The following is a 22,123-nucleotide window of genomic DNA, read 5'->3' as shown; positions in this document are numbered from 1 at the left end:
CGCCTATGAAGCTCGACTCGCTCGAAGACATCCATCTGCTGCGCGAGTCGCAGGAGCTGGAGTGCAAGCTCGCCCTGGGGCAGGACGGCAAGGGAGAACTGCCCAAGGACTTCTGGCCGACCTATTCGGCCATGGCCAATGCACATGGCGGCATCGTGCTGCTGGGCCTGCGCGAGAAGGACGGCGTGTTTTCGCTGGCTGGCCTGCCCCATGCGGCTAAGCTGCGCACTGAGCTTTTCAACAATCTCAACAACCGCGCCAAGGTCAGCACCAACCTGCTGGGGGATGCAGACGTGACCGAGCACGTGATCGACGGCAAGGTGCTGCTGGCGGTACGCATTCCGGCCGCATCGCGTAAGCAGAAGCCGGTGTTCCTGCATAGCCAGCCCTTCGGCAATACCTATCGCCGGCTCAACGACGGCGACCGCCATTGCGACGAAGAGACGGTCAAGCGCATGCTGGCCGAGCAGGTGGAGGACGAGCGTGACGCGCGCATCCTGCCGAACTACGGCATGGAGGATCTCGACCCGGAGAGCTTGCGCATTTATCGCCAGATGCTGCGCGACGAGAAGCCTGGGCACCCCTTCCTGGAGCAGGACGACTTCGAGTTCGTGCAGAGCTTGCGGGGCTGGCGCCGCGACCGGCAGACCGGCGAGGCCGGGCTGACCATTGCGGGCTTGCTGATGTTCGGCAGGTGGCCGTCAATCCAGGACGCCATGCCAAACTATTTCTTGGACTACCAGGAGCGCCCCGAGGCCAAGGCAGAGCTGCGCTGGGTGGACCGTCTGGTGCCGGACGGCAGCTGGACCGGCAATCTGTTCGAGTTCTACCGGCGCGTGTATCGCAAGCTCACGGCAGACCTGAAGGTGCCGTTTGCGCTGAAGGACGGCCAGCGTCAGGACGACACGCCGGTTCACCAGGCCCTGCGCGAGGCGCTGGTGAACACTCTGGTGCATGCGGACTACACAGGGCGGGTGTCGGTGCTGGTGGTGAAGCGGCCGGACATGTTCGGCTTTCGCAACCCGGGTGGGCTGCGTCTACCGCTGGAGCAGGTGATTAGAGGCGGCGAGAGCGACTGCCGCAATCGCATCCTGCACCAGATGTTCCTGCTGATCGGCTTGGGGGAGCGGGGCGGCTCAGGCATGCCGCGCATCTATGGCGGCTGGAAGAGCCAGCATTGGAGGCCTCCGGCGTTGAGCGAGAAGGATCTGCCGGAGCAGACGCAACTGGCGCTGCACATGGCCGACCTGCTGCCGACGCCGGCCCTTGCGGCGTTGCGCCAGCGTTTCGGCACCGCGTTCGATGAGCTGGACCATACCGGACGGCTGATCATGGTTACGGCCGCCCTGGAGCGCGTGGTGAGCCACACCCGCCTGCTGGAGCTTTGCGACGCCCATTCGCACGACCTCAGCGTGCTGCTGGCCCGCCTGGTACGGCAGGGGTTGCTGGTCTCGGATGGGCGCTCCCGGGGAACGATCTACCATCTGCCGGGCGAGGCGTTGCCGACGCCCGATCAGGTTTTCGTCGGGCCCCAACTGCTGGCCGCAACTCCCGGAGCCAATACTCGGAGCGGCGAACCGGATTTGGCGGGGGGCTCCGAATATTCGGAGGTGAGCTCCGAGTATTCGGACCTGCCGCAGCAGATGCGGGATTCGCTGGGCCGCCTGGCATCGCCTCTGCTGGACTCGCCGGTTGTGGACGATCTGGCCATGCTGGACGCCGGTTTCCTGGCCCAACTGGAAGGCCTGGCGGCTGAGGCGCGCCAGAAGGAGAAGCTGCCGCGACACAAGATGGAGCTGGTCATTCATGCGCTGTGCCAGGACCAGTTCATCACGCTTTCAGCGCTCGCCAAGCTCCTGAATCGCAATGCGGACGGCCTGCGGCAGCAGTACTTGAGCCCGATGGTCAAGTCAGGGCAGATGAAGCTGGCCTTCCCGACCAAGCCGACCCACGCCCAGCAGGCCTACCGCTGTGCTTGAACGTCGTAGCAGGCCTGCCTTTGTCGATACGGAGGGTTGCGTCAGCCTGCGCCAGCTCACCATGCCTCCATCTGTTGGCCCCAGAGCTTTGCCCGAACCACGAGACCGAGGGCGCGAGAAGGAGGATCAATGACCGAAGATCAGCTTGAATCCGAAGCGTTGGGCTGGCTGGTTGAACTGGGCTACACCCAACGCAGTGGCGCTGACATCGCGCCTGACAGCTCGGCACCTGAGCGAGGCGACTACCGGCAGGCGCTGTTGCGCGGGCGGCTTGGCGCCGCCATCAAGAAGCTGAACCCCAACGTCCCCGCTGGCGCCCGAGAAGATGCCCTGGCGCAGGTGCTGGACCTCGGGATCCCCGCTCTGCTTTCAGCCAACCGTGCCTTTCACAAGCTGCTGGTCAACGGCGTGCCGGTGCAGTACCAGAAGGACGGCGAGACGCGCGGCGACTTCGTCCGCTTGATTGACTGGGGCGATGTGGCCGCCAACGAATGGTGGGCGGTCAACCAGTTCACGATCAAGGGCGCGCACCACACGCGCCGGCCGGACATCGTGCTCTTCGTCAACGGCCTGCCGCTGGTGTTGATCGAGCTGAAGAACCCGGCCGACACGCATGCCGACATCTGGAAGGCCTTTCACCAGATCCAGACCTACAAGGCGCAGATTCCCGACGCGTTCCAGTACAACGAGGTGCTGGTCATCTCGGACGGCAGCGAAGCGCGCATGGGGTCGCTGTCGGCCGACGAGGAGCGTTTCCAGCAATGGCGCACGATCAACGGCACCGACCTGGACCCGCTGGGTGAGTTCAACGAGCTGGAGACGCTGATCCGCGGCGCGTTGGCTCCGGCCATGCTGCTGGACTACTTGCGCTACTTCGTGCTGTTTGAGGATGACGGCCGGCTGATCAAGAAGGTGGCCGGCTATCACCAGTTCCACGCGGTGCGTGCGGCCATCGAGCAAGTGGTGGCGGCGTCGCGCCCGGACAGCAGCGCGGCACAGCGTGGCAAGGGCGGCGTGGTGTGGCACACCCAGGGCAGCGGCAAGAGCATCACCATGACCTGCTTTGCGGCGCGGGTGATGCAGGAGCCGGCGATGGAGAACCCGACCATCGTCGTGATCACGGACCGCAACGATTTGGACGGGCAGTTGTTCGGCGTGTTCAGCCTGGCGCAGGACCTGCTGCGCGAGCAGCCGGTGCAGGCCACCACGCGGCAGGAACTGCGCACGCTGCTGAGCAATCGGCCGTCGGGCGGCATCGTCTTCGCGACGATCCAGAAGTTCATGCCCGGCGAGGATGAGGATCTGTTCCCCATGCTCTCGGACCGGCGCAACATCGTCGTCATTGCTGACGAGGCCCACCGCACGCAGTACGGCTTCGAGGCCAGGCTGAAAGAGGTCAAGATGCGCGTTGATCGGGCATCGTCGGCGTTGACCACCGATGGCAAGGCGCCTGCCTACATGGCGGGGGATTTTGAGTCCCCTGAGTACAAGACCAAGTACCAGGTCGGCTACGCCCAGCATCTGCGCGATGCTCTGCCGCACGCCACCTTCGTCGCGTTCACGGGCACGCCGGTGTCAGCGGCGGACCGCGACACGCGCGCGGTGTTCGGCGACTACATCCATGTCTACGACATGCAGCAGGCCAAGGAAGATGGCGCCACCGTCGCAATCTACTACGAGAGCCGCCTGGCCAAGCTGCGCCTGAAGGACGAGGAGCTGCCCACCATCGACGACGAAGTGGACGAGCTGGCCGAGGACGAAGAGGAAAGCACTCAGGCCAAACTGAAGAGCCGTTGGGCGGCGCTGGAGAAGGTGGTCGGCGCGGGGCCTCGCGTGGCCAGCGTGGCAGCCGACCTGGTGACGCACTTCGAGGCCCGCGACGCCGCGCAGCGCGGCAAGGCCATGGTCGTCGCGATGAGCCGCGACATCTGCGTCCATCTCTACGACGAGATCATCAAGCTCCGGCCCGGCTGGCATGACGCCGACCCCGAAAGGGGCGCGGTCAAGATCGTGATGACCGGCTCGGCCAGCGACAAGGCTCTGCTGCGGCCTCACATCTACAGCGGCCAGGTCAAGAAGCGGCTGGAGAAGCGCTTCAAGGACCCGAGCGACCCGCTCAAGCTCGTGATCGTGCGCGACATGTGGCTCACGGGCTTCGATGCGCCGTGCGTACACACCATGTACGTGGACAAGCCGATGAAGGGCCACAACCTCATGCAGGCCATCGCCCGCGTGAACCGCGTGTTCAAGGACAAGCAGGGCGGACTGGTAGTGGACTACATCGGCATCGGCAACGAGCTAAAGGCGGCCATGCGTGAGTACACGGCCAGCCAAGGTCGCGGCCGACCGACTGTTGATGCGCACGAGGCCTACGCCGTGCTGGCCGAGAAGCTGGATGTTCTGCGAGCCATGCTGCACGGCTACGACTGGAGCGGCTTCCTAACCGGTGGCCACAAGCCCTTGGCCGGCGCGGCCAACCATGTGCTGGGACTGAAGACCGAGGGCAACCGCGACGGCAAGAAGCGCTTCGCCGACGCCGCCCTGGCCATGAGCAAGGCCTTCACGCTGTGCTGCACGCTGGACGAGGCCAAGGCCGTGCGCGAAGAAGTAGCCTTCCTGCAGGCGGTCAAGGTGATCCTGACCAAGCGCGACATCTCGCAGCAGAAGAAGACCGACGAGCAGCGCGAGCAATCCATCCGCCAGATCATCAGCCAAGCTGTGGTGTCCGACGCCGTCGTGGACATCTTCGACGCGGTCGGCCTGGACAAGCCCAACATCGGCCTCCTCGATGACGAGTTCCTGGCCCAGGTGAAGAACCTGCCCGAGCGCAATCTGGCGGTGGAACTGTTGGAGCGGTTGCTGGAGGGCGAGATCAAGTCCAAGTTCGCCAGCAATGTCGTGCAGCAGAAGAAGTTCTCCGAGCTGCTCGGCAACGTCATCACCCGCTACCAGAACCGCTCGATCGAGACGGCGCAGGTCATGGAAGAGCTGGTCGAGATGGCTAAGAAGTTCCGCGAGGCAGCATCACGCGGCGAGTCCCTGGGGCTGACCGACGATGAAGTGCGGTTCTACGACGCGCTGGCCAACAACGAGTCGGCGGTCAGGGAGCTGACCGACGAGACGCTCAAGAAGATCGCCCACGAACTGACCGAGAACCTGCGCAAGAACCTGAGCGTGGACTGGTCCGAGCGCGAGAGCGTGCGCGCTAGCCTGCGCCTGATGGTCAAGCGCATCCTGCGCAAATACAAGTACCCGCCGGATATGCAGGACGCGGCGGTTGAACTGGTGTTGCAGCAGGCGCAGGCGCTAGGCGAGAGCTGGTCATGAAGGCCCGGCCGTTACTCCCGGGTTGCCCATTGCCCACCCGGTGCGCAATCCGCAGCTCCTGTCAGCGCTTCTTGTTCGACTGAGAAACGACAGACCCTGCAAGCGTCTTGGTTGTCGTCGACGAACGCGGATTGTCCAAAGCGCTGGACGCCTTGCTTTCAGTCTTTGCTCCAGTTTGAGCAGCCGAGCCAGCTTGGCGCAAAGCGGATCCGGCGAGCGAGCGCTGAACGGCACTTGCCGCCCCGCTCTGAAGCGTTTTACCCGCCAGTGACGCCACTCCGGGAGACGTCGATTTAGTGTTGGTGCCCATAGAAGCTCCTTTTGCTATCCAAAAGCAAAATGCTGTATTTGCATCCAGTTTGACACTATAGACAGTGCATTTCGCAACGTCAACACGCTATATCTGTGGTCGGCATGCGCCACCTTGCCGGTGGGTCGATTTCAAGACTCAGCGCAAACAATTCCAAACTCAGCGCAAACCGACAGAGACCCGGCAAACCGTTCATGCCGCAAATTCAACAGCCTGTCGCACCCGCCTTGGGCCGCCCTGCTTCCCCAGATATGGTGTGCTACATCACCAACACACCCCGGAGCGCCCATGACTCCCACCTGGACAGACCAGGCGCCGATTTACCAGCAACTTGCGGACCGCCTGGCCGTGCAGTTGCTGGATGGTAGCCCGCCGGAGGGCGAAGCCCTGCCGTCGGTGCGGCAACTGGCCAGCACCTACGTCATCAACCCGCTGACCGTCACGCGTGCGCTGCAGGCGCTGGCTGACCACGGGCTCATCGAGAGCCGCCGCGGGATGGGCATGTATGTCAAGGCGGGCGCACGGGAGCGACTGCTGCGGCAGGAGCGCGCGCAATTCCTGCAGAAGGACTGGCCCGCGCTGCGTGCCAAGCTCAAGCGGCTGGGACTGACGGCCAAGGATCTGAACTGGGAGTCCACATGAACCTCATCGATGCGAAGAACATAACGCTGCGCTACGGCAGGAAGACAGCGCTGAATGACGTGTCCATCACCGTGCCGCAAGGCCGCGTGGTGGGCCTGCTGGGGCACAACGGCGCGGGCAAGACCACGCTGATGAAGGCGCTGGTGGGGCTACTGCCGGTGCAGGGCGATCTGTCGGTGCTCGGCCTGCGGCCGACGCAGGACCGCCAGAAGCTGCTGGAGCAGCTGAGCTACATCCCCGACGTGGCCGTGCTACCCCGCTGGGCGCGCGTGACCGAGCTGATCACGCTGATGAGCCGGCTGCAGCCGCGGTTTTCGGCCGAGCGCGCACGGGCGCTGCTCAAGCGCACGAGCGTGAGCGAGAGCGACAAGATCAAGAGCCTGTCCAAGGGCATGGTGGCACAGACGCACCTGGCGTTGATCGCGGCCATCGACGCGAAGCTGATGATCCTGGACGAGCCGACGCTGGGGCTGGACGTGATCTCACGCAAGAGCTTCTACGAGATGCTGATCGACGAATGGTGCGACGGCGAGCGCAGCGTGCTGATCTCGACGCACCAGGTGGAAGAGGTGGAGGCGCTGCTGTCGGACGTCATCATGCTGGATGAGGGGCGCGTGGCGCTGGCCATCAGCCTGGAGGACATCGACCGCCGGTTCGTTGCGCTGAACCACGACCCGGCTGCCGCTGACGCTATGGCCGCCGCCCATCCGCTGCTGCGCTATCGCGAGCAGGGGCGTACGACGTCGCTGTTCGATGGGGCACCGCCCGAGCACCTGGCGAGCCTTGGCCAGCGCGTGCGCCCCAGCCTCGTGGACCTTTTCATGGCGCTGACCCGGAATCCGGCGCTGAACGGCAAGCAAGCCTAAACGACAAGGAGACGCCATGAACACCCACATCCCCACCCTGCTGCTGCGCGAATGGATGCAGCACAAGCGCGGCTGGCTCATCGCGGCGCTGGCACCGCCGCTGATCTTCCTGGCCATCTTGCCATTCGGCGGTGTGCAGGGGCTACCGAACGCCCCGGCGGAACTGGTCGCAATGGCCGCTGCGGCGGCGACCGTCGCGGTGGTCTACGTCATCTGCCTGCTGGTGGCCCTGTTCCAGTTGCCGGGGTTGGCCCGGCGCGACGCGCAGGACCGCTCCATCGAGTTCTGGCTGTCCTTGCCGGGCCGCCCGAGCGAGAGCGTGGCGGCGACCGTGCTGGCCCATGCCTGGCTGGCGCCGCTGGGCGGTGCCGTCATCGGGGCGCTGTTCGCGCTGCCGGTAGCTGCCGGCGTGCTGACAAGCGCGCAAGGGCTGGGCGCGGCGACAGCGGTGCAGTGGAGCGAGGTCGTCCGCGCCGGGGCGCCGTTAATGCTGCGCCTGATTGCCGGTACGCTGCCGCTGACGCTGTGGCTGGCGCCGCTGATCCTCGTGCTGATGGCCGCGTCGGCGTGGCTCAAGCGCCTGGGCGTGCCGGTGGTGCTGGTGGGCGCGGGCGTGGCGGTGGCGGTCCTGCATGGCGCCTACGGCATTGACTGGCCGCTGGAGGCTCTGCAGGACGTGAACACGCGCATCAACCATGCGCTGTTCCACAACCCGGCCGAACTGATCGAGGCGCTGCGAGCCGGCGGACCGGTCGGTAGCCTGATGCTGCAGGACTTCGGCTTGGCGCTGGCGGATCTGGCCTCGCTGCAGTTCCTGGCCTGGGCGGCGGTCGCCGCGGCGGGTTTCGCGCTGGTGGTCATGAAGCGGGCACGCGCCGGCTGATCCACGGACAGCGCCAACGACAAGAGGCCCCGCGGGGCCTCTTGTCGTTGCGTGCGATGCGACGCTCAGGCGGGTGCCAGGCCGGCGGCCGGCGGCGTCAGGCGCGCCGCCATTTCCTTGCGGAATCGGTTGAGCTCCTGCACGGTCGCGAAGCTGCGGTCCATCAGCAGGCTCATGTTGTGCAGGATGCGCTCGACAACGCGGGTTTCCCAGACGGCGTCGAACTGGATCTGCTGGCTCAGCCAGTGCTCCAGCCACTCCGGATTGGGCAGGCGGCTTTGGATGGTGTCGCGCGGGAACAGCTTCTCGTTCACGTGCAGGTTGGTGGGATGCAGCGCCTGGGCCGTGCGGCGGGCGCTGGCCATCAGCACACCGACCTTGGCGAAGGCCGCACGGGCCTCGTCGCCGAACTTGGCGAGCGCGCGCTTCATGTAGCGCAGGTAGGCGCCGCCATGGCGGGCCTCGTCCTTGGCCAGCGTCTCGTAGATGGCCTTGATGACGGGTTCGGTGTGCCACTCGCTGGCACGGCGGTACCAGTGGTTCAACCGGATCTCACCGCAGAAATGCAGCATCAGCGTCTCGAGCGCCGGCGCGGGGTCGAAGTCGAAACGGATCTCGTGCAGTTCGGCCTCGGTCGGCACGAGGTCGGGGCGGAAGCGCCGCAGGTATTCCATCAGCACGAGGCTATGTTTCTGTTCCTCGAAGAACCATACGCTCATGAAGGCCGAGAAGTCGCTGTCCTCGCGGTTGTCGCGCAGGAACATCTCGGTGGCCGGCAGCGCTGCCCACTCGGTGATGGCGTTCATCTTGATCGTCTGGGCCTGTTCGTCCGACAGCAGGCTGGCGTCGAACTTGTCCCAGGGAATGTCGCTGTCCATGTTCCAGCGCACGGCTTCGAGTTGCTTGAACAGTTCAGGGTAAAGCATGGTCGGTCCTCGTTAGAGGCGCGATTCTAAAAGTTGATGTCATGTGCTGGTGCACTACCTGGGCTCCGCATTACGCACACCGTGACTGTTTGCAACTTCATAGTGCGTAACAGGTTCGCCCGCAGGGTGCCGCAAGGCGGATCAACAATCGTCACCCAAAGCAGGTACAGCCCTGCGTAACGGTGCCCCCGCCTGCGCCACGGCGCGATACACATGGTGAAAACCCGAGCTGTGGGCGCCTTCACGCCCCCAGAGCCCGCCTTCCGGTCGCTGAACCTCGCCCGTCGGCGCAGCATCCCCCGCAAGCCGTTCTCCTCCTCCCTCCTCCCTCCCTCGTTGGCTTCGGGGCGTTCATCGACCGCTTTTACAGCCTGGCCCGTGTCATCGCGACACGGGCCTCTCTATTCGCGCGCGGTCGGATTACTTCAACCAGCCCTTGCGGCGGAAGTAAATGAAGGGTGCCGCCACGGACACCAGCATCAGGCCCAACGCGAACGGGTAGCCCCAGGCCTGGTCCAGCTCGGGCATGTTCTTGAAGTTCATGCCGTAGATGGAGGCGATCAGCGTCGGCGGCAACAGCGCGACGCTGGCCACCGAGAAGATCTTGATGATCTTGTTCTGATTGATGTTGATGAAGCCGACGGTGGCGTCCATCAGGAAGTTGATCTTGTCGAACAGGAAGGCCGTATGCGAGTCGAGCGAGTCGATGTCGCGCAGGATCTGCCGCGACTCCTCGAACTGCTCGGCGTTCAGCATGCGGCTGCGCATCATGAAGCTGACCGCGCGGCGCGTGTCCATGACGTTGCGGCGGATGCGGCCGTTCAAGTCTTCCTCGCGGGCGATCGCCGACAGCACCTCGCCGGCCTCGGCGTCGGTCACATCACTCTTCAGCACGCGGGCGCTGACTGCTTCGAGCTTGTCGTAGATACCCTCCAGCACGTCGGCCGAGTACTCGGCATCGGCGTCGTAGAGCTTGAGCAGCACGTCCTTGGCGTCCTCAATCAACGCCGGGATGCGGCGCGCCCGCAGGCGCAGCAGGCGGAACACCGGCAAATCCTCGTCGTGCACGGAGAACAGCACGTTGTTGAACAGGATAAAGGCCACCCGCACGTTGCGCGCCGGCCGGCCGTCGGGCGTGTCGTCACCCTCGATCAGGAAGTCGGAACGGATGTGCAGCTCGCCGTTGTCCTCTTCGTAGAAGCGCGCGGACTCCTCGAGGTCGTCATCGACGATGTCCTCGGGGATCGTCAGGCCGAAGCGGTCACGGATCCAGCCCTTCTCCTCGGCACTGGGGTTCTCCAGGTCGACCCAGATCGGCCGCGACTGCGCCAGGTCCTCGGCGCTCTCGATTTCTTCCTGGAACAACCCGCCCTTCAGGCGTCCGTTGTCCAGCTTGAACACATTCAGCATGCATCGTCTCCAGCAGCGCTGGCGAAGGGAACGACGCTGGCGTCGTCCGGGGTGAGGGGATTGAGTGCAACCGTCTCACTCCGGGCGGGCGCGGCTGTGCGGGCCGCGGCGGGAGTGGACGGTCACCGAGGGTGATCGCTGTCCAAGAAGCTCTCCGAGCAGGGAATAGCCGAAGATTATTGCACCGGCGCAAGGCGTGAAAGAAGGCGCAAAAACGAGACCTGAGCCAAGACAAAAGCTCACCGTCATCCCCTTGTCATGCCGCGGCTTCGCGCGCAAACTGGACTCGTCGATTCCGTCACTCCCACCCAACTCCGCTACCCGAAAGACCCCTCCTCCTCCCCCTGCTTCCCTCGTTTTCCGGTTCTGTTTTTTCCGTCCATTTCCTCTGAAAGGAGGCTCTATGAATCTGACGATCAGTGGCCATCACCTCGAAGTCACGCCGGCCTTGCGTGAGTACGTGCTCACCAAGCTGGATCGTGTGACCCGCCACTTCGACCAGGTCGTTGACATCAACGTCCTGCTGACCGTGGAAAAGCAAAAGGAAAAGGAACGCCGACAACGCGCCGAAGTGACCTTGCACGTGAAGGGCCGCGACATCTTCGTGGAACAGTCCCATGAAGACCTCTACGCGGCCATCGACCAGCTGATGGACAAGCTCGATCGCCAGGTCTGCCGCCACAAGGACAAGGTCCAGGACCATCACCACGCCTCGGCCAAGCGCCTGGAGGTTCCCGCCCGCTGAACGGGTGGCTCATCTGAGGCGGCCCCGCGGGGCCGCTTTGTCTTTTTGCGATGCGCAACGCGACCAAAACGGCTGTTGCTGCAGTGCCGCAAAAACCCGCATTCGGGGGACCTCACAGCGGTTTTGCACGCCTGCAGGATCGCGCGATCCCCCCAAAGCGGCCGCGAGTTTCATAATCCGCCCTCTGATTGACCCAACCGCCCGGCAGCGGCCGCGCTCACCAAGCGCCCCCAACGCTGAGCCCTCATCCATGAACCGTCTCGCCGCCATCCTGCCCGCCGACAACGTGTTGGTGTCCGTGGATGCGTCCAGCAAGAAACGCGCCTTCGAACACGCAGGCCTGCTGTTCGAGAACCACCACCAGATGGCGCGGGCGCTGGTCACTGACAACCTGTTCGCCCGCGAGCGCCTCGGCTCGACAGGACTGGGCCACGGTGTCGCCATTCCGCATGGCCGCGTCAAGGGCTTGAAGAACCCGCTGGCCGCCGTGCTGCGACTGCAGCAGCCGATCGCGTTCGACGCGCCGGACGACGAACCGGTCAGCCTGCTGATCTTTCTGCTCGTCCCTGAGGCCGCCACGCAGCGTCACCTCGAAATCCTATCCGAGATAGCCGAGATGCTGTCGGACCGAGAACTTCGCGAGCAGCTCAAGACGGAGGGCGAGGCTGCGACGCTCTACAAGCTCATCGCGGCCTGGGAGCCGCTGAAGTCCGTCGCCTGACGCCCCAGATCGGCGCTTCGCGTAAACCCCCGACTTGAAACCGACATCCATCAGTGCCGAGCGGCTCTTCGAAGAGCACCGTGAAGCCCTCCGTTGGGAGTGGATCGCCGGCCACGGCCATCCGGAACGTCGCTTCGACGAAGCCGCCGTGCGCGATGCGCAAAGTGCGGCCGACCTTGTCGGCTACCTGAACTACATCCACCCCTACCGCGTCCAGATCGTCGGCCGACGCGAGGTCGCCTACCTGAACCAGGAAGGCATCGACGTCCAGGACCGCCGCATATCCCGCATCGTCACGCTGGAGCCGCCGGTCATCATCGTGGCCGACGACTCGACGCCGCCACCGCGCCTCATCGCCATGTGCGACCGGGCGGAGATCCCGCTATTCCGCACGGTGGAGTCCGCCGGCCACGTCATCGACCTGGTGCGCGGCTACCTGTCCCAGCTGTTCGCCAACCGCACGACGCGCCATGGCGTGTTCATGGACATCCTGGGCCTCGGGGTGCTGCTGACCGGCGAATCGGGCCTGGGCAAGAGCGAACTCGGCCTGGAACTCATCTCGCGCGGCCACGGTCTTGTTGCGGATGACGCGGTGGACTTCTTCCGCATCGCGCAGACCGCCATCGAGGGCCGCTGCCCCGAACTGCTGCTGAACCTGCTGGAAGTGCGCGGTATCGGCCTGCTGGACATCAAGGCCATCTTTGGCGAGACGGCCGTACGCCGCAAGATGCGCCTAAAGCTGATCGTCCACCTGGTGCGCAAGGAGACGATGGAGCGCGACTTCGAGCGCCTGCCTTACGAGCCGCTGCATGAAGACGTGCTGGGCATGCAAGTGCGCAAGGTCGTCATCGCGGTGGACGCGGGCCGCAACCTCGCCGTGCTGGTGGAAGCCGCCGTGCGCAACACCATCCTCCAGCTACGCGGCATCGACACCTACAAGGAGTTTGTCGAGCGCCACCAGCGGGCCATCGACAGCGGCTCCATCGATTGAACTCCTTCAGCGACATCGCGCGGCTGCTCGTCCTCAACACGGACAGCTACAAGACCAGCCACTGGCTGCAATACCCGCCCGGCACCCGCCACGTCTTCAGCTACATCGAAGCCCGTGGCGGCGCGCTGTCGCACACGGTCTTCTTCGGCCTTCAGGCGCTGCTGAAGGAGTACTTCACCAGGCCGGTGACCCTCGACGACCTGGCGCTGGCCGGCGAGGTCTGCGCCGCCCACGGCGTGCCGTTCAACCGCGACGGCTGGCTGCACATCGTGCAGGCTCACGGCGGCCGGCTGCCGCTGCGCATCCGGGCGGTACCGGAAGGCACGGTCGCGCCGGTCAACCATGCGCTCGTCACCGTCGAGAACACCGACCCGGCCTCCGGGTGGCTGACGAGTTATGTCGAGACCGCGCTTCTGCGCGTCTGGTACCCGACGACCGTGGCCTCGCAGGGCCTGGCGACCCGCCGCCTTATCGGCGACGCGCTGGCCCGCACCGGTGACCCGGCCGGCCTGCCTTTCAAGCTGCACGACTTCGGCGCCCGTGGTGTGTCGTCGATGGAGTCGGCCATGCTGGGCGGCATGGCGCATCTCGTGAACTTCCAGGGAACCGACACGATGACCGCGTTGCTCGGCGCGCGGCTCTATTACGGCGAGCCGATGGCGGGCTTCTCCATCCCAGCGGCCGAACACAGCACCATCACCGCCTGGGGCCGTGATGGCGAGCTGGCCGCCTACCGCAACATGCTGCGCCAGTTCGGCAAGCCCGGCGCGCTGCTGGCGGTGGTGTCGGACTCGTACGACCTGGACGCCGCCGTCAGCCGGCTGTGGGGCGGCGCGCTGCGAGACGAGGTCATCGCGAGCGGCGCGACCGTCGTCATCCGTCCCGACAGCGGCGACCCGACCAACATCGTGCTGCGCACTGTGCAGGCGCTGGATGCCAGCTTCGGTAGCGACGTGAACGTCAAGGGCTGCAAGGTGCTGCGGCATGTGCGCGTCATCCAGGGCGACGGCATCACGCACGCCAGCATCGGCAGCATCCTGGCCGCGCTGGAGTCGGCCGGCTACTCGGCCGACAACGTGGCCTTCGGCCAGGGCGGCGCGCTGCTGCAGCAGGTCAACCGCGACACGATGGGCTTCGCCATGAAGGCCTCGGCCGTGCAGGTGGACGGCCGCTGGCGCGACGTTTTCAAGGCCCCCGTCACCGATCCCGCCAAGCGCAGCAAGGCCGGGCGGCTGACGCTGATGCGGCGCGGCGACGTGTTCGCGACGGTGCGGCTGGACGCTCCAGGCTACCTGGAAGCACGCAGCCAGGGCGCGACCGAGGTGATGCGGACCGTCTTCGAGGACGGAAGACTGCTGGTGGACGACAGCTTCGCCGCCATCCGCGCCCGCGTGACGGGCGGCTGAGCCGGCCTCTCAGCCCTTGTTGGGGCAGTCGACCTTGATGCAGGTGGCGTACAACGCCAGCGAGTGCTCCTGCAGCTGGAAGCCACGCTCCCGCGTGATCGCGTGCTGGCGCTCCTCGATGCCGGCGTCGTAGAACTCCTCGACCTTGCCGCAATTCAGGCAGACGAGGTGGTCGTGGTGATGGCCCTCGTTGAGTTCGTAGACGGCCTTGCCGGTCTCGAAATGGTTGCGGCTCAGCAGGCCGGCCTGCTCGAACTGCTGCAACACGCGGTAGACGGTCGCCAGCCCGATGTCGGCGCCTTCGCCGAGCAAAGCCTTGTAAACATCTTCGGCGGTCATGTGGCGCTGGGCCGCACGCTGGAAGATCTCCAGGATCTTGATGCGCGGCAGCGTGGCCTTGAGGCCGCTGTTCTTGATGTCGCTGGACTGGTTCTTGACGGGAGTGCTGGGCATGGCGAGGACGGTGGCCTGGAAGGGCCCCGCTAGAATCTTCAGATCATAGCCAGCCGGTCTTACCGCTGGTTTCTCCAGCCCCATTCGTCAGCCGCCCAGCCGCCTCATGCGTCCCTTGCTTGCCTCATTTCCGCTGCTTGCGCTGCTAGGCGGTTGCTCCTACCTCCCCACCTGGGATTCGCTGCCCTCCGTCACCGGCGACAAGGTGCTGGGCCTGGTCACGCCCTACCGCGTGGAGGTCGTGCAGGGCAACGTGCTGACCAAGGAAATGGTGGCCCGCGTCAAGCCCGGCATGCCCAAGGCCCAGGTGCGAGACCTGCTGGGCTCGCCGCTGCTGACCGACGTCTTCCACGAGGCGCGCTGGGATTACGTCTTCACGATCCGCCGCCAGGGCGCGCCGGCCCAGCAGCGACTGGTCGTCGCCCGCTTCGACGGCGAGCGTCTGCAGTCGCTGGAGGTGCCGGACGACCTGCCGACCGAGAACGACTTCGTCGCCTCCGTCAACACCTTCAAGCCGGGCAGCAAGAAGCCCAAGCTGGAACTGAGTGAGGCCGAGCGCGCCGCGCTGCCGCCGCCCAAGAAGAGCGACGAGGCAGCACCCACCGCGGCCGCCGAAGGCCCCGCGCCAGGCCGCACCTACCCGCCGCTGGACGCCAAGCTTGGGGCCGGCTCGTGATGAAGGTTGCGGTGATGGGCGCCAGCGGGCGCATGGGCAAGATGCTCATCGAGGCCGTCCGGACCTCTGACGACTGCGCACTGCACGTCGCGCTGGACAAGGGCGATGACGTGCGCGCAGGGCTCGCCGGAGCCGACGTGATGATCGACTTCACCCGCCCGGAGGCGACGCTGAGCCACCTGGCCATCTGCGCGGAGCTGGGCGTCAAGGCCGTCGTCGGAACCACCGGTTTCGACGAGGCGCAGAAGGCCGAGATCGCCAGGCATGCCGAGCGCACCGCCATCGTCTTCGCACCGAACATGAGCGTGGGTGTCAACGTCGTGCTCAAGCTGCTCGACCTGGCGGCCCGCGCGATGAACGAAGGCTTCGACATTGAGATCGTCGAGGCCCACCACCGCATGAAGGTCGATGCCCCCTCCGGCACCGCGCTGCAGATGGGCCAGGTCGTCGCCGACGCGCTGGGACGCGACCTGAAGGCTTGCGCCGTCTACGGCCGCGAGGGCGTCACCGGCCAGCGCGACCCGTCGACCATCGGCTTCGCCACCGTGCGCGGCGGCGACATCATCGGCGACCACACCGTCATGTTCGCCGGCATTGGCGAGCGCATCGAGATCAGCCACAAGGCCAGCAATCGCAGCATCTATGCCCAGGGCAGCCTGCGCGCGGCGCGCTTCCTGGCGGGCCGGTCGACCGGCCTGTTCGGCATGAACGACGTGCTGGGTTTTGCCAAATGACGGAGCGCCTGCCCGCCCGGGGCCGGACAAGGGGCTGAAGTGGGTGGCTTTGCGGACTTCTGGGCGCAGAGCGACCTCGTCGGCCGGGCGGTGGCGCTACTGCTGCTGGCCATGTCCGTCAGCGGCTGGGCGCTGATCCTCTGGAAGACCTGGCTGCTGCGCCGTGCCCGCCGCGGGCTGGTGCGCGCCGTGCCCGCCTTCTGGTCCGCAGCAGGCCTGGATGAGGGGCGCAGCGCACTGCAGAGCTTCGACACTGAGCAACTGCTGCTGCCGCTGCTTGATGCCGCCAGGGCCGAGACGCGTGCCGCGACGCTGGATGCCGCCGGCAAGCGCGAATCCCGCCTGACACGCCGGCTGCGCGACGCGTTGCACGCGGTGCTCGCCAGGCTGCAGTTCGGCCAGGTGCTGCTCGCCTCGGTCGGCGCGACGGCGCCCTTCGTGGGCCTGTTCGGCACCGTCTGGGGCATCTACCACGCGCTCGTCAGCATCTCGGCGGCCGGCAACATCACGATCGAGAAGATCTCCGGCCCGGTCGGCGAGGCGCTGATCATGACGGCCGCGGGCCTCGCAGTGGCCATCCCAGCCGTGCTGGCCTACAACGTATTCGGCAAGCTGGTCGCCGCCTGCGAGGCGGACTTGGAAGGCTTCGCGCACGACCTGCGCGAACTCCTGGACAACGAATGAGCGCCGAGCGCCGGGCCGCTCCCAAACCGGCGCGCGCCCCCGCGGGGGACAGCCTGGCGTACCCGCCGGGCGAGAAGCGAACATGAGTTTCGGTCGGCTCGAACGCCCAGATGCCGCTCGTCCGATGAGCGACATCAACATGACGCCACTGATCGACGTCATGCTGGTGCTGCTGGTCATCTTCATGATCACCGCACCGCTGATGACCGCGTCGCTGCGCCTGGATCTGCCCAAGAGCGATGCCGCCACGCCCAGCGACGCGCCGACGTCGATCGCCGTCGCCATCACGCCCGACGGCAAGCTGCACCTCGGCAACGAGGAGCTGGACCCCAAGGCCTTCCAGCAGCGCATCGCCGAACTGGGCCGCGCCAATGCGCAGATGGAGGTTCAGCTGCGCGCCGACCGCGCCGTGCCCTACGGCCAGGTGGCGGAGCTGATCGGCTGGGTGCAGGCTGGCGGTCTGAACCGCATTGCCTTCGTCGCGCAGGCCGCTGCCTCGGCGCCCTGAGCGAAAGGTCGCGCCGAAGGCGGCACCTAGAATTCGGGGCATGAACGCCCCCATCGAAGCGCCCAGCTACAAGCCCAACGAGATCGAAGCCGCCGCCCGTGCCTACTGGGCGGAGCGCGACGCCTACCGCGTCACGGAAGACGCCTCCAAGCCGCACTTCTACGCCTGCTCCATGCTGCCCTACCCCTCGGGCAAGCTGCACATGGGGCATGTGCGCAACTACACGATCAACGACATGCTGGCCCGCCAGCTGCGCATGAAGGGCTACAACGTCCTCATGCCCATGGGCTGGGACGCCTTCGGCCTGCCGGCAGAGAACGCCGCGATGAAGGGCAAGGTGCCGCCCGCGCAGTGGACGTACTCCAACATCGCCTACATGAAGGGCCAGATGCAGGCCATGGGCCTGGCCATCGACTGGAGCCGCGAAGTCGCGACCTGCCAGCCCAGCTACTACAAGTGGAACCAGTGGCTGTTCCTGAAGATGCTGGAGGCCGGCATCGCCGAACGCCGCACGCAGGTCGTCAACTGGGACCCGATCGACCAGACCGTGCTGGCAAACGAGCAGGTCATCGACGGCCGCGGCTGGCGCTCGGGCGCGCTGGTCGAGAAGCGCGAGATCCCCGGCTACTACCTGAAGATCACGCAGTACGCCGAAGAGCTGCTGTCGGCCGTCGCCAATCCTGAAGACCCGAACTACCTCAGCGGCTGGCCCGAGCGCGTGCGGCTGATGCAGGAGAACTGGATTGGCAAGAGCCAGGGCGTGCGCTTCGCGTTCCCGCACAGCATCGAAGGCGGCGGCGGGCGGCTGTGGGTGTTCACGACCCGTGCCGACACCATCATGGGCGTGACCTTCTGCGCCGTAGCGCCGGAGCATCCGCTCGCCACCATCGCGGCCAAGGACAAGCCGGAAGTGGCGGCGTTCATCGACGAATGCAAGGCCGGCGGCACGACCGAGGCCGAGTTGGCCACGCAGGACAAGAAGGGCGTGCCCACGGGCCTGTTCGTCACGCACCCGCTGACCGGCGCGCAGGTGCCGGTGTGGGTCGGCAACTATGTGCTGATGAGCTATGGCGACGGCGCCGTCATGGGCGTGCCGGCGCATGACGAGCGCGACTTCGCGTTTGCGAAGAAGTACGGCATCGAGATCAAGCAGGTCGTCGGCGTGGAAGGCGAGACTTTCTCGACCGACACCTGGGCCGAGTGGTATGGCGACAAGTCGCGTGGTGTGTGCGTCAACTCTGGCGTGCTGGACGGCCTGGGCCATGTGGACGCCGTCAACAAGGTCGCCGAACTGCTGGCCGCCCAGGGCCTGGGCGAGAAGAAGACCACCTGGCGCCTGCGGGACTGGGGCGTCAGCCGCCAGCGCTACTGGGGCACGCCCATCCCCATCATCCACTGCGATGACTGCGGCGTCGTGCCGGTGCCCGAGAAGGACCTGCCCGTTGTGCTGCCCGAGGACCTGATCCCCGACGGCAGCGGCAACCCGCTGAACAAGCACGCCGCCTTCCTGAACGTGGGCTGCCCGAAGTGCGGCAAGCCGGCCAAGCGCGAGACGGACACGATGGACACCTTCGTGGATTCGTCCTGGTACTTCATGCGCTACTGCGACCCGACCAACAACGACGCGATGGTCGGCGCCGGCACCAAGTACTGGATGCCGATGAACCAGTACATCGGCGGCATCGAGCACGCCATCCTGCACTTGCTCTACGCGCGTTTCTGGACCAAGGTCATGCGCGACCTGAAGCTGGTTGAGGTGTCCGAGCCGTTCGAGAAGCTGCTGACGCAGGGCATGGTGCTCAAGGGTGCGTTCTTCCACAAGCCCGAGGGCGGCGGCAAGGATTACTACTGGGATCACGAGATCGACGTCATCCACGACGACAAGGGCGGCATCGCCGGCGCCACGTTGAAGAAGGACGGCACGCGTCTCGAGTACGAGATGACGACCATGTCCAAGTCGAAGAACAACGGCGTGGACCCGCAGGCGCTCATCGACCAGTACGGCGCCGACACGGCTCGCCTGTTCGTCATGTTTGCGTCGCCGCCTGAGCAGACGCTGGAGTGGAACGACGCGGCCGTCGAGGGTGCGCACCGCTTCCTGAGGCGCGTGTGGAACTTCGGCGTGCGCAATGCCGATGCGATCAAGACCGGTGGCAATGACTTCGCCGCGCTGAACGGCGATGGCAAGGCACTGCGCCGCGAAGTGCACAACGTGCTGAAGCAGGTCAGCTACGACTACGAGCGCATGCAGTACAACACCGTCGTCTCCGGCGCGATGAAGCTGCTGAACGCGCTGGAAGGCTTCAAGGCTGAGGGGCAGGCGGCCGCCGTGCGCGACGGCTTCTCGGTGCTGCTGCGCGTGCTCTACCCCGCTACGCCCCACATCGCCCACCAGCTGTGGCAGGACTTGGGGCTGGCCGCCGAGCTGGGCGACCTGCTCGACGCGCCCTGGCCCACGGTCGACGAAGCCGCGCTGGTGCAGGACGAAATCGAGCTGATGCTGCAGGTCAACGGCAAGCTGCGAGGCTCGGTCAAGGTGCCGGCCGGTGCCGACAAGGCCGCCATCGAGGCGGCCGCACTGGCCAACCCCGAGTTCGCGAAGTTCAGCGAAGGCAAGGCGCCGAAGAAGGTCGTCATCGTGCCCGGCCGCCTCGTCAACGTGGTGGTGTGACCGCGATGCAGCGCCGCCATCTGCTGCTGCTCGGCACTGCCGCCCTCGCCGGCTGCGGCTTTGAGCTGCGCCGCGAGCCCGAGCTGTCGTTCAAGACGCTGGCGCTGACAGGATTCGAGCCGGACTCGCCGCTCGCCGCCGGCCTGAAGCGCCAAATCAAGCGCACGTCGGTGCAGTTGATCGACGACGCCAACCGAGCGCAGGTCGTGCTGGAGGTGCTCAACGAGCACCGGGACCGCAGCGTCGTGGCATCCACCAGCGTGGGCCAGGTGCGTGAATGGCAGTTGCGGCTGAGCTTCGACTACCTGATCCGTACAGCCTCCGGCGAGTTGCTGGTGCCCAAGGTCGAGCTGCGCCTGGCGCGCGACATGAACTACACCGAAACCGCCGCGCTGGCCAAGGAGCAGGAGGCCATCAACCTCTACAACGCGATGCACTCGGACGCCATCGCGCAGGTCATGCGCCGGCTAGCCGCTGTCAGGTTGCAGGGCTGATGCAGCTGCGTGCCGAGGGCCTGCCGGCCCATCTCGCCAAGGGCCTGGCCCGCCTCTACACGGTCCACGGCGACGAGCCGCTGCTCGCGCAGGAGGCCGCCGACGCCATCCGCGCCGCGGCGCGCACCCAGGGCTTCGGCGAGCGGCAGATCTTCACCGTCAGCGGCGCCCACTTCGACTGGGCGCCGGTGCTGGCAGCCGCGCAGGCGATGAGCCTGTTCTCCGAGCGCCAGTTCATCGAGATCCGCATCCCGAGCGGCAAGCCCGGCAAGGACGGCTCCGAGGCCTTGCAGCGCTATGCCGAACAGGCGCCGGACGACGTGCTGACCCTCGTCACGCTGCCACGGCTGGACAAGACTCAGCTGTCCAGCGCCTGGTTCACCGCGCTGGACGGCAACGGCGTGTCCATCCGTGTCGAGCCCGTCGAGCGCCGCCTGCTGCCGGCATGGCTGGCGCAGCGGCTGAAGGCGCAAGGCCAGTCCGTACCCGAGGGCGAAGACGGCCAGAAGGCGCTGGCCTTTTTTGCCGACCGAGTGGAGGGCAACCTGCTCGCCGCACACCAGGAGCTGCAGAAGCTCGCACTGCTTCACCCCCGTGGCGAGCTGACGCTGGCGGACATCGAGGCCGCCGTGCTGGACGTGGCGCGCTTCGACGTCTTCAAGCTGAGCGAGGCGGTGCTGTCCGGTCACGTGCCGCGCATCCTGCGCATGCTGGACGGTCTGGAGGCCGAGGGCGAGGCCGCCGTACTGGTGCACTGGAACCTGGCCGAGGACGCGCGGGCGCTAGCCCGCGTGCGCGCCGCGCTGGACGCCGGTCGGCCGCTGCCGATGGCCATGCGCGAGGCACGCGTGTGGGGCGCCAAGGAGCGGCTCATCGAGCGCATCGCGCCGCGGCTGGACAGTGCGCAGGCCGGCACGCTGGTGCAGGCCGCGCAGGTGTGCGACGGGCTCGTGAAGGGTCTGCGCCACCCAGACTGGCCCAGCGACCCATGGGCCGCGCTGCGCCGCCTGGCGCTGATGCTGGCCGAAGCGGCCAGTGGCAAAACCGGGTCAGTTCTGACGGTGGCCTGAGGCCGATTGGGCTATCGTCGCGGCGGAGCCAGTGCCGCCATGACCTTCCCTTCCCTTTTCATTGCGCTGACCGCAGCGTTGGGGCCCATTGCGGCCTTCGCGGTGCCCGTCACCGTGGAGCTGCGCGGCCCGAACGGCCAGCTGCTGGCCGACGCGGCCGTGGCGGTGGAGGTCAAGGGCCGACCAGCCCGCACAACGACCGCGAAGGCCGAGATGGGCCAGCGCGACCGCCAGTTCGCGCCGCAGCTGCTCATCGTGCAGACGGGGACGGCGGTCAGCTTCCCGAACTTCGACACCGTGCGGCATCACGTCTACTCGATCTCGCCGATCAAGGTCATCGATATCAAGCTCTATGCCGGCACGCCGGCCGAGCCCATCGTCTTCGACAAGCCCGGCGTCGCCACGCTGGGCTGCAACATCCATGACCGCATGAGCGCCCATGTCGTCGTCGTCGACACCCCCGTCTTCGCCCGCACGGACGCCAGCGGCCGGGCGACGTTCGACCTGCCGCCCGGCGAGCAGCTCGCCAAGGCGTGGCATGCCGGCCAGAAGCAGTCCACGCTGCAGAGTCTGCGCCTGGACGTACCCACGGCCGGCGGCAGCGTCGTGCTGACGCTCGCGGACTAG

The 22,123-nt window shown here is 66.3% G+C and carries 21 protein-coding genes; 17 read left to right on the top strand and 4 right to left on the bottom strand.

The genetic code is table 11. From position 1 onward, the window contains the following. Positions 1 to 5 precede the first annotated feature (5 nt). Positions 6 to 1,979, top strand: coding sequence for an RNA-binding domain-containing protein (locus tag LXT13_RS05430; protein ID WP_233370615.1), 1,974 nt, complete (start codon positions 6 to 8; stop codon positions 1,977 to 1,979). Between the two features lie 129 nt (positions 1,980 to 2,108). Continuing rightward, positions 2,109 to 5,306 (top strand): type I restriction endonuclease subunit R, encoded by a 3,198-nt coding sequence (locus tag LXT13_RS05425; RefSeq protein ID WP_233370614.1) that lies wholly within the window; start codon positions 2,109 to 2,111, stop codon positions 5,304 to 5,306. Positions 5,307 to 5,367: 61 nt separating this feature from the next. On the opposite strand, the gene LXT13_RS05420 is transcribed toward LXT13_RS05425, so the two are convergent. After that, complete coding sequence (locus tag LXT13_RS05420; RefSeq protein WP_233370612.1) at positions 5,368 to 5,616, bottom strand: hypothetical protein; 249 nt, start codon at positions 5,614 to 5,616, stop codon at positions 5,368 to 5,370. Between the two features lie 288 nt (positions 5,617 to 5,904). On the opposite strand from LXT13_RS05420, the gene LXT13_RS05415 reads away from it, so the two are divergent. Genes LXT13_RS05415 through LXT13_RS05405 form a run of 3 tightly spaced genes read left to right on the top strand, consistent with a single transcriptional unit; the run spans position 5,905 to position 8,007 of the window. Continuing rightward, on the top strand, positions 5,905 to 6,258 hold the full coding sequence (locus LXT13_RS05415; RefSeq protein WP_233370610.1) for a GntR family transcriptional regulator: 354 nt from the start codon (positions 5,905 to 5,907) through the stop codon (positions 6,256 to 6,258). After that, on the top strand, positions 6,255 to 7,124 hold the full coding sequence (locus tag LXT13_RS05410; protein WP_233370608.1) for an ABC transporter ATP-binding protein: 870 nt from the start codon (positions 6,255 to 6,257) through the stop codon (positions 7,122 to 7,124). The genes LXT13_RS05415 and LXT13_RS05410 overlap by 4 nt, the downstream gene beginning before the upstream one ends. 16 nt (positions 7,125 to 7,140) lie before the next feature. Then, entirely contained in the window at positions 7,141 to 8,007 is an 867-nt protein-coding gene (locus LXT13_RS05405) for a hypothetical protein (RefSeq protein WP_233370607.1), read from the top strand. Positions 8,008 to 8,072: 65 nt separating this feature from the next. Here LXT13_RS05405 and LXT13_RS05400 read toward each other — a convergent pair whose 3' ends face one another. Together LXT13_RS05400 and corA are read right to left on the bottom strand one after the other, a co-directional pair. Continuing rightward, complete coding sequence (locus tag LXT13_RS05400) at positions 8,073 to 8,933, bottom strand: ferritin family protein (RefSeq protein ID WP_233370606.1); 861 nt, start codon at positions 8,931 to 8,933, stop codon at positions 8,073 to 8,075. Positions 8,934 to 9,353: 420 nt separating this feature from the next. Beyond that, entirely contained in the window at positions 9,354 to 10,343 is a 990-nt protein-coding gene (gene corA, locus LXT13_RS05395; protein ID WP_233370605.1) for a magnesium/cobalt transporter CorA, read from the bottom strand. A gap of 403 nt (positions 10,344 to 10,746) precedes the next feature. Between corA and hpf the strand changes: the two genes are divergently transcribed. From hpf to LXT13_RS05375, 4 genes are all read left to right on the top strand, one after another. After that, a complete protein-coding gene (gene hpf / locus LXT13_RS05390; protein WP_056200061.1) occupies positions 10,747 to 11,088 on the top strand; it encodes a ribosome hibernation-promoting factor, HPF/YfiA family in 342 nt (113 codons plus the stop codon). Between the two features lie 250 nt (positions 11,089 to 11,338). Continuing rightward, positions 11,339 to 11,809: a PTS IIA-like nitrogen regulatory protein PtsN gene (ptsN, locus tag LXT13_RS05385; RefSeq protein ID WP_233370603.1), complete on the top strand. Its 471-nt coding sequence runs from the start codon at positions 11,339 to 11,341 to the stop codon at positions 11,807 to 11,809. 34 nt (positions 11,810 to 11,843) lie between these two features. Then, a complete protein-coding gene (gene hprK / locus LXT13_RS05380) occupies positions 11,844 to 12,800 on the top strand; it encodes an HPr(Ser) kinase/phosphatase (RefSeq protein ID WP_233370602.1) in 957 nt (318 codons plus the stop codon). After that, the gene (locus tag LXT13_RS05375) at positions 12,797 to 14,206 is read left to right on the top strand and encodes a nicotinate phosphoribosyltransferase (protein WP_233370600.1); all 1,410 of its coding nucleotides are present in this window, start codon (positions 12,797 to 12,799) and stop codon (positions 14,204 to 14,206) included. Before hprK ends, LXT13_RS05375 begins: the two co-directional genes overlap by 4 nt. Positions 14,207 to 14,215: 9 nt before the next feature. Here the strand turns inward: LXT13_RS05375 and fur are convergent, their stop codons facing one another. Then, on the bottom strand, positions 14,216 to 14,659 hold the full coding sequence (gene fur, locus LXT13_RS05370; RefSeq protein WP_233370598.1) for a ferric iron uptake transcriptional regulator: 444 nt from the start codon (positions 14,657 to 14,659) through the stop codon (positions 14,216 to 14,218). Positions 14,660 to 14,765: 106 nt separating this feature from the next. On the opposite strand from fur, the gene LXT13_RS05365 reads away from it, so the two are divergent. The 8 genes from LXT13_RS05365 to LXT13_RS05330 all read left to right on the top strand — a co-directional run bounded on the left by LXT13_RS05365 (position 14,766) and on the right by LXT13_RS05330 (position 22,123). After that, entirely contained in the window at positions 14,766 to 15,335 is a 570-nt protein-coding gene (locus LXT13_RS05365; protein WP_233370597.1) for an outer membrane protein assembly factor BamE, read from the top strand. After that, positions 15,335 to 16,069, top strand: coding sequence for a 4-hydroxy-tetrahydrodipicolinate reductase (dapB, locus tag LXT13_RS05360; RefSeq protein ID WP_233370595.1), 735 nt, complete (start codon positions 15,335 to 15,337; stop codon positions 16,067 to 16,069). Before LXT13_RS05365 ends, dapB begins: the two co-directional genes overlap by 1 nt. Before the next feature lie 39 nt (positions 16,070 to 16,108). Then, a complete protein-coding gene (locus LXT13_RS05355; RefSeq protein ID WP_419964646.1) occupies positions 16,109 to 16,753 on the top strand; it encodes a MotA/TolQ/ExbB proton channel family protein in 645 nt (214 codons plus the stop codon). A gap of 124 nt (positions 16,754 to 16,877) precedes the next feature. Next, positions 16,878 to 17,261: an ExbD/TolR family protein gene (locus LXT13_RS05350; protein WP_349254822.1), complete on the top strand. Its 384-nt coding sequence runs from the start codon at positions 16,878 to 16,880 to the stop codon at positions 17,259 to 17,261. 40 nt (positions 17,262 to 17,301) lie between these two features. Then, positions 17,302 to 19,932 (top strand): leucine--tRNA ligase, encoded by a 2,631-nt coding sequence (leuS, locus tag LXT13_RS05345; protein WP_233370592.1) that lies wholly within the window; start codon positions 17,302 to 17,304, stop codon positions 19,930 to 19,932. A 5-nt stretch (positions 19,933 to 19,937) separates the two neighbouring features. After that, entirely contained in the window at positions 19,938 to 20,426 is a 489-nt protein-coding gene (locus LXT13_RS05340) for an LPS-assembly lipoprotein LptE (protein ID WP_233370590.1), read from the top strand. Further along, positions 20,426 to 21,496, top strand: a complete 1,071-nt coding sequence (gene holA, locus LXT13_RS05335; RefSeq protein WP_233370588.1) for a DNA polymerase III subunit delta — start codon at positions 20,426 to 20,428, stop codon at positions 21,494 to 21,496. Before LXT13_RS05340 ends, holA begins: the two co-directional genes overlap by 1 nt. 39 nt (positions 21,497 to 21,535) lie before the next feature. Then, positions 21,536 to 22,123, top strand: coding sequence for a methylamine utilization protein (locus LXT13_RS05330; protein ID WP_233370586.1), 588 nt, complete (start codon positions 21,536 to 21,538; stop codon positions 22,121 to 22,123).

This window comes from Pelomonas cellulosilytica (assembly GCF_021353265.1).
In the GTDB taxonomy this organism is placed as follows: domain Bacteria; phylum Pseudomonadota; class Gammaproteobacteria; order Burkholderiales; family Burkholderiaceae_C; genus Pelomonas; species Pelomonas cellulosilytica.
The sequence above is the reverse complement of the archived record's forward strand: the minus strand, read 5'-3'. Positions and strand labels throughout refer to the sequence as shown.

Excerpts from the sequence above, each read along its gene's own strand:
- corA (WP_233370605.1), bottom strand. The coding sequence starts at position 10,343 with ATGCTGAATGTGTTCAAGCTGGACAACGGACGCCTGAAGGGCGGGTTG.
- LXT13_RS05365 (WP_233370597.1), top strand. The coding sequence starts at position 14,766 with ATGCGTCCCTTGCTTGCCTCATTTCCGCTGCTTGCGCTGCTAGGCGGT.
- LXT13_RS05405 (WP_233370607.1), top strand. The coding sequence starts at position 7,141 with ATGAACACCCACATCCCCACCCTGCTGCTGCGCGAATGGATGCAGCAC.
- hpf (WP_056200061.1), top strand. The coding sequence starts at position 10,747 with ATGAATCTGACGATCAGTGGCCATCACCTCGAAGTCACGCCGGCCTTG.
- leuS (WP_233370592.1), top strand. The coding sequence starts at position 17,302 with ATGAACGCCCCCATCGAAGCGCCCAGCTACAAGCCCAACGAGATCGAA.
- LXT13_RS05415 (WP_233370610.1), top strand. The coding sequence starts at position 5,905 with ATGACTCCCACCTGGACAGACCAGGCGCCGATTTACCAGCAACTTGCG.
- dapB (WP_233370595.1), top strand. The coding sequence starts at position 15,335 with ATGAAGGTTGCGGTGATGGGCGCCAGCGGGCGCATGGGCAAGATGCTC.
- ptsN (WP_233370603.1), top strand. The coding sequence starts at position 11,339 with ATGAACCGTCTCGCCGCCATCCTGCCCGCCGACAACGTGTTGGTGTCC.
- LXT13_RS05425 (WP_233370614.1), top strand. The coding sequence starts at position 2,109 with ATGACCGAAGATCAGCTTGAATCCGAAGCGTTGGGCTGGCTGGTTGAA.
- LXT13_RS05430 (WP_233370615.1), top strand. The coding sequence starts at position 6 with ATGAAGCTCGACTCGCTCGAAGACATCCATCTGCTGCGCGAGTCGCAG.
- fur (WP_233370598.1), bottom strand. The coding sequence starts at position 14,659 with ATGCCCAGCACTCCCGTCAAGAACCAGTCCAGCGACATCAAGAACAGC.
- LXT13_RS05420 (WP_233370612.1), bottom strand. The coding sequence starts at position 5,616 with ATGGGCACCAACACTAAATCGACGTCTCCCGGAGTGGCGTCACTGGCG.
- LXT13_RS05410 (WP_233370608.1), top strand. The coding sequence starts at position 6,255 with ATGAACCTCATCGATGCGAAGAACATAACGCTGCGCTACGGCAGGAAG.
- LXT13_RS05340 (WP_233370590.1), top strand. The coding sequence starts at position 19,938 with ATGCAGCGCCGCCATCTGCTGCTGCTCGGCACTGCCGCCCTCGCCGGC.
- LXT13_RS05330 (WP_233370586.1), top strand. The coding sequence starts at position 21,536 with ATGACCTTCCCTTCCCTTTTCATTGCGCTGACCGCAGCGTTGGGGCCC.
- LXT13_RS05350 (WP_349254822.1), top strand. The coding sequence starts at position 16,878 with ATGAGCGACATCAACATGACGCCACTGATCGACGTCATGCTGGTGCTG.
- holA (WP_233370588.1), top strand. The coding sequence starts at position 20,426 with ATGCAGCTGCGTGCCGAGGGCCTGCCGGCCCATCTCGCCAAGGGCCTG.
- LXT13_RS05400 (WP_233370606.1), bottom strand. The coding sequence starts at position 8,933 with ATGCTTTACCCTGAACTGTTCAAGCAACTCGAAGCCGTGCGCTGGAAC.